General features: G+C 33.3%; 8 protein-coding genes. 2 read left to right on the forward strand and 6 right to left on the reverse strand.

Annotated elements, in window-relative coordinates; genetic code table 11:
• Positions 1 to 3: 3 nt before the first annotated feature.
• The 3 genes from porW to BLV84_RS01645 all read right to left on the reverse strand — a co-directional run bounded on the left by porW (position 4) and on the right by BLV84_RS01645 (position 4,812).
• Positions 4 to 2,517 (reverse strand): type IX secretion system periplasmic lipoprotein PorW/SprE, encoded by a 2,514-nt coding sequence (porW, locus tag BLV84_RS01635; protein WP_449421142.1) that lies wholly within the window; start codon positions 2,515 to 2,517, stop codon positions 4 to 6.
• 96 nt (positions 2,518 to 2,613) lie between these two features.
• Positions 2,614 to 3,333, reverse strand: coding sequence for an ABC transporter ATP-binding protein (locus tag BLV84_RS01640; protein WP_093238506.1), 720 nt, complete (start codon positions 3,331 to 3,333; stop codon positions 2,614 to 2,616).
• Between the two features lie 3 nt (positions 3,334 to 3,336).
• The gene (locus BLV84_RS01645) at positions 3,337 to 4,812 is read right to left on the reverse strand and encodes a DUF5687 family protein (RefSeq protein ID WP_093238509.1); all 1,476 of its coding nucleotides are present in this window, start codon (positions 4,810 to 4,812) and stop codon (positions 3,337 to 3,339) included.
• 121 nt (positions 4,813 to 4,933) lie between these two features.
• Between BLV84_RS01645 and BLV84_RS01650 the strand changes: the two genes are divergently transcribed.
• Positions 4,934 to 5,470: a 3-hydroxyanthranilate 3,4-dioxygenase gene (locus tag BLV84_RS01650; RefSeq protein WP_093238512.1), complete on the forward strand. Its 537-nt coding sequence runs from the start codon at positions 4,934 to 4,936 to the stop codon at positions 5,468 to 5,470.
• Here the strand turns inward: BLV84_RS01650 and BLV84_RS01655 are convergent.
• The 3 genes from BLV84_RS01655 to BLV84_RS01665 form a co-directional block, all read right to left on the reverse strand.
• Positions 5,467 to 7,704, reverse strand: coding sequence for a patatin-like phospholipase family protein (locus BLV84_RS01655; protein WP_093238515.1), 2,238 nt, complete (start codon positions 7,702 to 7,704; stop codon positions 5,467 to 5,469). The genes BLV84_RS01650 and BLV84_RS01655 overlap by 4 nt on opposite strands.
• Positions 7,694 to 9,499, reverse strand: a complete 1,806-nt coding sequence (gene uvrC, locus BLV84_RS01660; RefSeq protein ID WP_093238518.1) for an excinuclease ABC subunit UvrC — start codon at positions 9,497 to 9,499, stop codon at positions 7,694 to 7,696. Before uvrC ends, BLV84_RS01655 begins: the two co-directional genes overlap by 11 nt.
• Positions 9,500 to 9,598: 99 nt before the next feature.
• The gene (locus BLV84_RS01665; RefSeq protein ID WP_093238796.1) at positions 9,599 to 10,351 is read right to left on the reverse strand and encodes a TerB family tellurite resistance protein; all 753 of its coding nucleotides are present in this window, start codon (positions 10,349 to 10,351) and stop codon (positions 9,599 to 9,601) included.
• A 180-nt stretch (positions 10,352 to 10,531) separates the two neighbouring features.
• Between BLV84_RS01665 and BLV84_RS01670 the strand changes: the two genes are divergently transcribed.
• Complete coding sequence (locus BLV84_RS01670) at positions 10,532 to 11,689, forward strand: homogentisate 1,2-dioxygenase (RefSeq protein WP_093238521.1); 1,158 nt, start codon at positions 10,532 to 10,534, stop codon at positions 11,687 to 11,689.
• Positions 11,690 to 11,710 lie beyond the last annotated feature (21 nt).

Here is an 11,710-nt window from a genome sequence, read left to right on the forward strand (position 1 = left end):
GTTTTATTTATTTTTGAATTCTTCTTTCATTTTATAAATCTGAATCACCCTGTAATTATGAGATGATGCTATAAAGTAAGAAGTCGAATTTAATTCTTCAAGCTTTTCAACTAATTTCTTGGCCAAACCTTGACCACCGAGTTTTGAGTTAAGACCATGAACAACCAAGAAAGTTAAATCATTACTGTAAGCATCTTTGGTTAAGTCAAAACCATAGCCCATTTCTTGGATTTCATTTTTGGTCGTTTCTTTTAACTCGTTAACATTAACATCAGATGTTATCTCGAAGACAAGTTTAAATTCATCTGCTTCAGCCTCATCGTTAAACTCAGCTTTTGCAACTTTTTGATCTAATTGATTGTATTTGTCCTGCGCATACTTTCCTTCTTTAGATTGCGGATAAGTCAATGCAACATAATTCAATGCCTTCTTGTAAGCTTTCATCCCGTCAACACGTCCAATAGCTTTTGCTTTCAGCAACTCAAACTTAGGGACAATATTTGTTCCTGTAAATTGCGCCGAATAAGCATTACATTCCGCTACGACAGAAGCATAATCCCCACTTTCATATTTCTTGTAAGTCTGGTAATAAATATTTTGTGGGTTATTCGCATCACTTGCAAATGCTTCTGGATTTCTAATAATTTTTGCGTAATTAGATTCAGGATGATTTTGTAAAATATCATTTTTCCATTTCAACTCCTTTGAGCTTTCACCTGTATCTTGATAGATTTTGTATAAATAAAATTTTGAAGGTAAAACAAGGCGTTCCTCTGGGTTTTGATTCAGAACAGATTCCAATTTATCAGTCGCCAAATCGTAGCGTTTGAATTTTTCTTTATAAATAATTCCTAATTGATAGTAAGCGAAATTTCTATCATCAGAAATTGAGTCAATAACTTTTTGTTCTGTAGGAATTTGAGAAATATAAGTTTCAGGATCGTATTTTGGAGATTTGAATTCTTCTTCCATCGGGTCGACATCACTATCAGCTCCTTGGGCTATTGCATCATCAGACTTCTGAGGTTTCATGCGCCAATTGTCTGCTAGTTTAAGCTCACCCCAAGTTTTTGTAAATTGTTTGTAAGCGCGTTGTTTTAAATTTTCATTATAAAAAACTGATGCGCCTTGCACTGGAGCTCTCGAAGATCTTTGTTTAAAACCTTGACCTATTTTCAAAGCTTTATCTGAAGTGAAAACACTCTTCGCCTCCTCTTTAAGTGAGTCAACATGCTTTTCAAAGTAAGCTAAACGCTCATTTTCAGAAGCATCAACTAAATATAAAATACTATCGTTCTTATTTGCAATCGCTTCATATTTAATGACATCATCCAGATTTTCTCTTTTTTTCTGAATTCTTATTTTCTCACGTGTTCTTTCTGTCAAGTTAGTGAGCGTACTATCATAATATTTCCCTGCTGTAAGATATGAAGCACGGTTAAAGTAAATATCGCCCAAATCTTTGTAGGCTTGTGCTTTTAAATAAGGATCTTCTGATCTTTCTTTTAACGATGCGTTATACGATTCTACTGCTAAATCAATGGAATCAAGCTGATTGAGATAGGCTGCTCTTTCATAATGGATAAAATCTAAAAAAGGTCGATTTTCTCTGTCTTCAATTAATTCATTGAAAAACAGATCCGTTTCATCATAAGCTAAATTCTCATAAGATTCTGTTTTCTTTTGTTCCAGAAAAGCGTGAATTCTATAAGTTCTCGGTGTCTTTCTATTGAGCTCTATAATTTTTTCAAAAGCTAAATGAGCGCTATCATTTTGATTAAGTTCTTGATAAACTTGTCCTTTTATATAGTAAAGTCTGCCTTTTAAAGCATCATCTTTTGTTAGGTCAATCGCTTGATCAATCGCAGGAATTGTCTCTGGAATATTGTCAACCTTGATATAAACCTCAGCCAATGATGTCAATGCCAAAACACGCACCTCATCATCCATTTCTTTAGTATTGATAAGATTTTCTAGATTTTCAATTGCTTCTTGATGATAACCCAAACGCATATTTGCTTTTTCATTCCAAATCTTGACTTCATTGATAGTACTACTTTTAGGATAGTGATTCAAGATAAAGCTAAAAGCATCTTTCGCAGGAATAAATCTTTGATCAAAATATCGCGATTTACCAAGCAAGAGAAAAGCTTCATCCATTTGCGGATTGTATTCTTTGCCGCCAACATACATGGAGTGTTTTTGGATAGACTTCGTTGCCTTTTCTTCAGCTCTTATGAATTTTTCATTACGATTTTCGTCATCGAGACGTTCTTGATCTGGCAAAACTTGCATGCGCTCAATTGGCAGAATCTTCCAATAATCTTCTTGATACGAGTCGTGTAATTCTTCTTGACCTTCTTCTAACGCAATATTCCCATTATAAAGTATATTATAATAAGTTCCCATTGCATGGAAATTTCGATTCAAAAATTTGTCCTTTTTTCTGGAGCAACCAGAAAGACTCAAGATAAGAAAGGAGAAAAAACCTAGGTAAAGAAGTGATTTTTTAAACATATAATTAAAGCTAGCGCAAACATAACTAATTTTCAGCCTGTTTATTATGTCTTACAAAAATAGATTTTTAAAAGAAATTAAGAACTTTTTATGACATCAATTCATCTCTTCTTGACCAAAATATGCATTTAATTCTTCTAATGTTGCCTCGCTTGTCTGTGTATCCTTCACAATTTCGCCTTTATTTAAAACGACAATACGCTCGCAAACTTCAGTGACATGCATCAAGTCGTGACTGGAGATTAAGATTGTGACTTCATTATTGTCTGATAATTCTTTGATAATCTTTTTTAAACGAATCTGTGTTGTCGGATCTAAATTTGCAAAAGGCTCATCTAAAATAATGACTTCAGGATTTCCGATAAAAGTTGCGACAATACCTACTTTTTTCTGGTTTCCTTTAGATAAATCTCGTAAATATTTTTTTTGATTTAAAATTTCTCCATGAAAAAAATCAGAGAAACCAGCTAGTAATTCGTCCACTTCAGCTTTTGATACGCCACGTAAATCTCCAATAAAATAGAAATATTCTTCAGCTGTAAGATAACCAATCAAGAAACTTTCATCAATAAATGATGATGTAAAAGGTTTCCAATCTTCACTTTCACTCACAACAATATTTTTGCTTGTAATCTGACCTGTTGTTGGCTGAATTAAATCTAGAAGCATACTGAAAAAAGTTGTTTTTCCAGCGCCATTATTTCCAACTAGACCAAAACTTTGTCCTTTAGGAATTTCTAATTCAGGGATGTTTAAAACCTCGACACCTTTATAGGCTTTAGTCAGATTCTGAGTATTGATAAGTATATTTTCCATAGTTTATTTCTTTTCGTCAAAAGCAGCAATTGTTTTATATTTGCCCTTCTGATAGACTTTTTCAATTTTATTTAAAAAAACATTTTTCAACAACAACCCAACAACGCCGCTCAAACCAAGCACAATCAATCCTGCGTCGAAGCTGATTAATTTATAAGGTATGTAGAATAAAAGCATTGGACCAAATATTTTTGGTAAGCTAATTAAGAGTTGCGCTGGGCTAAAACCATTTGTGTTTGAGAATGCTTTTGCTTTTTGATTCAGCTCAACTGGCACGCGATTGAGAGCACCTCCATAAAGTGTAATAAAAGTGTTTAAACCTATATTAAACAAACCGCCAGCTAGAATCATGGCGTAAATATCCCAACCAAAATAAAGATAAGGCAAACTTAAAATTGTGGAAATAAGGGTTGCGAAAATCATCAAATACAATTTTGATTCTAAATATTGACGATAAGGAATATTCTGGCTCATCATCAATTTATAATACTCACTATCCCAAGACGGTACAAGCTGACCAAAAGTGAGTAAAAATCCACCTGTAATAAACATTGACGCAAATGCCAAAATGACCGGAATCTCTGAATACATGTCTTGTGTGTAAAAAATCAATCCATAAAAAAGAAAGAAAAATGAAGTCAGCAAAACTTGTTTTGGACGTGCATTTCTTAAAATCATTTTGACATCGTTTTTCAAGAAAATTGAAAGTTTACCAAATCGATCTAAAAAACTGAGGTTATAAGATTTAACGTCAGATGCTTTTTCAACAATAGCACCGTCGATATAAAACTGCTTAAAAATGAAATTATAATTTATTTTGAAAAGTAAATACAGAAGAATCATCGGAATAAGTATCCAATATAAATCTGTATAAATCGCATAAAAAGCTGTCCCGAAATAGCTTGCAATATCAATAATTCCGTAAAAGTTGAGAGCCAACAAAGTTGCGACTAAGCCTAAGATTATGAAAAAGTAAACTTTAGTTTTATTGATTAAAAAATTGGCGTAATTAATAGAAAAACCAATACAAATAAATGAAAGCAACCAAACTAATGTCCCAATAACATCATAAGATTTAAAAAGCAAAACACCTGCGATAGGGACAAAGAAAAACATTGGCAGAATGTTGAAAAACGATAGATTTGTTTTAAAAAGCAAAAACCTGACAACCGCCGACCTTTTAATAGGCAGAATTAGTAAAGGCTTTATATTCATCACAGGGAGTTGTTGCAGAAAATAACGAAAAGCCAAATCACCTAACACGTAATATATCAAATAATTATTTAAAACCTTAAACGGATCTTTTTCTGGGAAGGCTTCTTCTAGTCCAAAAACAACACCAATACCAAGAAAAATTGCCATTGCTAAGAAATATAAAGCTCCAAAAGCCAAAAGAATTTTGATTGCTAAACCTTTTTGGAAATAAGAAGACCTGGAAAACTGTTTCCATTCTAAGCTTACAAAATTCCTAATTTTCATGATATCCAATTTATTATTTGTTGTTAACTATCATTTTTTGTTACATGTAAAATTATTTTTTTTAATTGAAATCGACACTTTTAAAAACAAATAATTACTTTTATGAAAAATCTATATCGTTATGCCTGTTTCAGCACCTTTCAATTTAAATAAATGGATAGAACAAAATCGTGATTTGTTAAAGCCACCTGTCGGAAATAAAAATATTTACAAAGATGCTGGTGACTTTATCGTTATGGTGGTCGGCGGGCCAAATGCCAGGAAAGATTATCACTACAATGAAACTGAAGAATTATTTTACCAGCTTGAAGGTGAAATTGAAGTACATATTCAAGATGAAGGCAAGAAAAAAACGATGAAATTAAGTCCTGGTGATATGTATCTGAATCCTGCAAAAGTTCCACATTCCCCTGTTAGAAAAGAAGGCTCAGTTGGCTTAGTCGTTGAGCTCAAAAGAACAAACTTGGACAGTGAGGACGGCTTAATGTGGTTTTGTGATAATTGTAACCACAAGCTCCATGAAGTCTTTTTCACCTTAAATGATATTGAAAAAGATTTTTTAAGCCACTTCAAAGATTTTTATAGTGACGAGAAAAAAAGAACTTGTGATGAGTGCGGCACGGTTATGCCAGTTGACGAGAGATTTACTAAAGATTAAAACCAATAACCAATACTGATATACCATTCTGCCTTTTTCACCTCTGGCGAATATGAACCTACTAAATGTATTGGGCCTAAAAAAGTTTCAAGTCCATAACCCAGTGCATAACCTGAGAAGCTAGGTTCAGTAAACCATTCACCATCACTAAATAAATCATCATCAAGATTTGCAAAATTGGCGTAAGCTAAAATATGATGACTTTGCATAAAGTTGTAATCTAAGCGAATATCTCCTTTGATATAACTATTTCCTGATATTGTAAAAAAATCATAACCCAAGAAGTGCTGAAAGTTATTGATGGTTTGATTTCCGTAACCTCCTAAATAAAAATTCATACTTGCTAAATCTTCATTACCAATTGTAAAACCTACTTCACTTGAGAGGAAGGCATTAAGACTTTGAGAGATTTTAAAAGCTTTTGAAACACGACCTTTTAGAATAGAAAACTCCGAATAATCATCAAAAAAAGGCAAATAAATATTCATTTTCCCTTCAAAAAGAAAACCTTTAGAAGGAAAATAAACATCATCAAGGCTGTCGTATTTAAAATATCCATACGGACTTGTCAATATTGAATTATCAACTTCTGTTACCTCATTATTTTCATTTTGGTCAATGATAATTGTATTTGTGGTTGCACTCAAATGCTTATACTCGGCACCCATTCCAAATCTCATATTGCTGAATAAACGCGTTTCTACAAAAAGTTGATTTGTAAAATCCTTAAACAGTAAACGTACCTCATTTACATCAGCAATCGGAATTTGCGTATTATCAACAATAAACTGGAAATCAACATCATCAGAAAAACGGTTATATTTTGAATTAAACCCTATACTCCAATAGCGACCCTTATCAATAAAATAACTAAAATCATATCTTAAATTTTCTCCAATAATAAAGTCAATTGATGTATGGTCATTTTTTAAAAAAAGACTTTTTCTAGTAAAGTTAACTAGGGCTGATGTTTTATATAACTGGTCATAATGCGCTCCAAATCTAAGATATGTATCAACTTTATTTTCATAATCCATAAGGCTAAGAATATAACCATCGTCATCCTTATCTAAACTATAATGTATTTTATTAAAATTATCTGTAGAAGCCAAGTTATTCAAGCCGTTATTTAATTGTTGATAAGGTATTTTTATATTTTGCTCGACATTTAATTTACCGACGATATAACTTCTCGGATATTTTGAATCCCCATCAATTCTAACAGACTTTATGACTAAACTATCAACAATCTTCAATTCATCTTTTGTCTTTTGAGGTTTTTGTAAAGCTGCTATTTTGTTTAGTTCCAACATAGCAGAATCACCTGAAATTTCTCCCTGTTTAATGATTTCAGAACCTTTATCAAAAGACATAATGGTATAATCTGAAATATTTGGTTTGATATACAAATCGGTTAAAGCCAGCTTAGGCTCCATCGCATTAATTGTTCTGAAGTTATTGACTTGTGTAAAAATATCAAGGCCACTTTTAAGGTTTTCGCGCGTCATTAAACTGTCTTGCACATCGACACCGATGATGAAGTCAACATCTCTTTTTTTCATTTCTTCAACAGGGTAATTATTCAAAACACCTCCATCAATATAGAGTTTATCTTCAATATTAACTGGCCGAAACAATGTTGGAATGGAGCCACTAGCAGCCATGGCTTCAGCTAGCCTTCCTTCTGTTAGTATTTCTGCTTTCCCTGTTTCTACATTTGTCACAATACAATAAAAAGGAATAGGCAATTCATCAAAATTTTCATTTTGAATATGCGCTGTGAGTTGAGCTAAAAGATTGTAGATGTTTTGACCTTTTGAAATACCTGAGGGAATTGTAGGCTTAAAGTCTTCAAAATTCAAGCGAATTGCATAACGTACAGATTGCTTCTTTTCAAAATAGGTTTTAGATTCTCTAGGAAAATCATCTTGAATCAGTTTTTTAAAATTCATTTGTCTAAAAACAGAGTCCAACTGATGTGTTGTATAACCCGCAGCATAAAGTCCACCAATAATAGCACCCATGCTCGTTCCTCCAATTTCATCAATTCGAATGCCAGCTTCTTCAATTTTCTTAATCACGCCAATATGTGCCAAACCTTTAGCACCACCTCCGCTTAAGACAAGCCCAACACGTATATCTTTATTGGAATTCTTTAAGGAATCCAAATCTATGTTTTGAGCTGAAAGCAAACTCACAGTAAAAATCGTAATGATTAAAAATTTAATTTTCATGAGTTATCTCTTGATAAAATTCTATAATTTTTTGTGCTCTAGATTCCCCAACAACTGCTGCTAAATCTTCTTTTGAAGCTTTTTTTATTTTTGACAAAGATCGGAAATGTCGCAATAAGTCTATTGCTGTTTTTTCACCTATGCCAGGTATTTTTTCGAGTTCTGTATCTATTGCTGCTTTGCTTCTCTTGTTTCGGTGAAATGTGATGCCGAAGCGGTGAGCCTCATCTCTTAAACGCTGAATAATCTTTAATGTTTCAGATTTTTTATCTAAATATAGTGGATATTTATCTCCAGGATAAAAAAGCTCCTCTAAACGTTTTGCAACACCAATAATTGGCAATTTACCACGCAAGCCTAATCTTTCCAAAGCTTTCAATGCTGATGACAACTGACCTTTACCTCCATCAACAATAACCAGCTGTGGCAAATCTTCATCTTCTGCCATCAATCTTTTATATCTTCTGTAAACAACCTCCTCCATTGAGGCAAAATCATCTGGCCCTTTTACTGTTTTGATATTAAATTTACGATAATCTTTCTTGCTTGGCTTTCCGTTTTTAAAAACAACACAGGCAGCCACAGGATTTGTGCCTTGAATATTTGAGTTATCAAAACACTCGATATAACGTGGTTCTTCATGTAAACGTAAATCCTTTTTCATTTGCGCCATCAATCTATTGGTGTGCCGCTCAGGATCAACGATTTTAATTTGTTTAAAACGCTCCATTCTGTAATATTTAGCATTGCGCAGTGACAAATCGACTAAAGCTTTTTTATCACCTAATTTTGGCACAGTCACTTTAATATTTTCGCCTAAATCAACTTCAAATGGAACTAAAACTTCTTTTGACAAGCCTTCAAAACGTTGACGAATTTCGATGATGCCTAACTCTAATAAAGTTTTATCATCTTCATTCATTTTCTTTTTCAATTCAAGTGTTTGCGATCGAATGATTGCACCATGCTTCACTTGTAGAAAATTAATATATGCAAAAGCCTCGTCACTTTTGATGCTAAAAACATCAACATCACTAATTTTTGAGTTGACGACAGTTGATTTAGCTTGGTAATTTTCAAGTGCTTGTATTTTTTCTTTAATCTTCTGTGCTTCTTCAAAACGCATGTTTTCAGCTAAAGTTTGCATTTGTTTTTTAAAAGCATCTAAAGAATCTTTAAAATTTCCTTTTAAAATTCGTCTGATTGAGTTGATTTGCTCAGCATATTCTTCTTCTGTTTGCAGACCCTCACAAGGCGCCATACAATTACCGATGTGATATTCTAAACATCGCTTATATTTTCCCTGTTCTACTTTTTCTTTAGACAAATCGTAATGACAAGTTCTGAGCTGAAAAAGTCCGTTAATCAACTCTAATAATATTTTAACCGTATTTTTGGTCGGATAAGGTCCAAAATATTCACTGCCATCTTTAATCAAATGTCGTGTCGAGAAAACACGCGGAAATCTTTCTTTTTTGATGCATAACCACGGGTAAGTTTTATCGTCACGTAACAAAATATTGTAACGCGGTTTGAGTTTCTTAATCAGATTATTTTCAAGTAATAAAGCATCAATTTCAGACTCAACAACAATGTGTTTGATGTCTTTAATTTTAGAAACTAAAATCTCCGTTTTGCGATTGTCATGCTTTTTTGTGAAGTATGAGGAAACCCGCTTTTTAAGATTTTTAGCTTTCCCGACGTAAAGAATCTTGTCTTCTTTATCATAATATTGATAAACTCCAGGACTTTGCGGAAGCGTTTTTAGAATAAGATCAATGGATGGAGAAGACATTTTTGACTGAAAAAATTTAGAGTAAAGATAAAAAAGCTAATTGATAAACGCGTAGAATCAAACCTTAAAAGGGAATAAAACTTCTAACAAAAAAGCTTTTTATAAACCGCGTTCCTTTTGTATTTTCTCGTAGGCTTCTTGCACTTTTGTAAACTTCTCTTGAGCTCCTTTTTGGTGTACTTCATCCATGTGTTGTAATTTATCTGGATGGTATTTTTTAGCCATGGTTCTGTAAGCTTTTTTAACTTCAGCATCAGAAGCAGATTTTTCAATCTCAAGAATTTTATAAGCATTATCAGCCGATTGAAAGAACATAGCCTTAATACTCTCAAAATCTTGAAGACCAACTCTCAAGTGTTGCGCGATATTTCTGATCACTCGCATTTCAGAATCTGAAACATGTTGATCGGCATTAGCGATGTTAAATAAATAATGTAATACCTGCAAACGCACTTCATAACTTAAGCGAGGTCTGAGATAAGCGCAAATACGATCTGCAGAAATCTCTCTGTTTTTCACAACATTATTAAAAGTTCTAAAAGTTGCATTGGCACGTTCTTTTCCATAAGATTGAACGAAATACATGCGTACATAATCCATTTCAGACTGAGAAACTTGCCCGTCAGCTTTAATCACTAAAGAAGATAATGACAATAGATTCAACTCAAAATCCGATGGAGAAACACTTCCTTTTTGTGACTCATCGAAAATATCAAAAAAGGAACCTGAGTCACTTGACTTAGAAGATGAGAAGAAAATACGTTCTAAAATACTGCCAATAAAAAAACCAATAATAGAACCTATAAATCCTCTAAAGGCAAACCCGATAATTGCAAACAACCACTTCAATATTTCTCTTTTTGGCTTGCAAATATAAGCTAATTGATAAATTTTAAGGAAAAAACCAATTGAGTTTAAGAAAAACCTTAAAAGACAAATCTTCAAAAAGTTAACGTTTAAGTTCTGATGATGATGAGTTTTTTATTTCGTTTTTACATCTATTTTATAGATATTTGGAAAAACATAAGAACTATGCCTTTTTATCATAAACTCGGAAAAATTCCGCATAAGCGCCACACAATTTTTAAAAAACCTGATGGCGGACTTTATTATGAACAATTATTTGGCACAATAGGCTTTGATGGCATGTCGTCCAATCTATATCATGTCCATAGGCCAACTCAGGTAAAAGAGATCAAATCTTCTTATGATGTCAGTCCGAAAATCGCAATTGAGAATAACATCAAATCTTATCGATTTCACGGATTCAAAACAACGCCAGAAGATGACTTTTTAGAGAGCAGAAAAACGGTTTTACATAACAGTGATTGCAGTATCACTTTAGCAGCACCAAGACAATCAACGAAAGATTATTTTTACAAAAATGCGGATGCAGATGAGCTTCTTTTTATACATAAAGGAAAAGGAAAACTTCGCACGCAATTCGGAAATTTAAATTTCAAATACGGCGATTATTTACTTGTCCCTCGTGGTGTGATTTATAAAATTGATTTTGAAACTTCTGATAATAGACTCTTTATTGTTGAATCAAGAAGACCAATATATACACCAAAGAGATACAGGAATCATTTTGGCCAGTTACTCGAACATTCTCCATTTTGCGAACGCGACATCAGGCAACCTTACGAGCTTGAAACCAATGACGAAAAAGGAGATTTTTTGATAAAAGTGAGAAAACAAGACCGTATTTTTGATATGGTTTACGCCACACATCCTTTTGATGTTGTGGGTTACGATGGTTATAATTATCCGTACGCATTTTCAATTCACGATTTTGAACCTATCACAGGTCGCGTGCATCAACCGCCGCCAGTACATCAAACTTTTGAAACAGATGCGTTTGTGGTTTGTTCTTTCTGTCCAAGACTTTACGATTACCACCCAGAAGCAATTCCTGCACCTTATAATCACAGTAATATTGACAGTGATGAAGTTCTTTATTATGTTGATGGCGATTTTATGAGTCGAAATGACATTGAAGCAGGACATATTTCTTTACATCCCGCAGGCATTCCGCATGGGCCACATCCTGGCGCAGCAGAACGCAGCATTGGAAAAACTGAAACAGAAGAATTAGCCGTGATGGTTGACACTTTCAAACCTCTTCAGGTGACTGAAGAAGGAATGAAAATCGCTGATGACAGCTACCATAAATCATGGCTTGAATAAAATAAACAATCACTAAAACTA

Origin of the sequence: Psychroflexus halocasei (genome assembly GCF_900107595.1) — a bacterium.
GTDB lineage: Bacteria > Bacteroidota > Bacteroidia > Flavobacteriales > Flavobacteriaceae > Psychroflexus > Psychroflexus halocasei.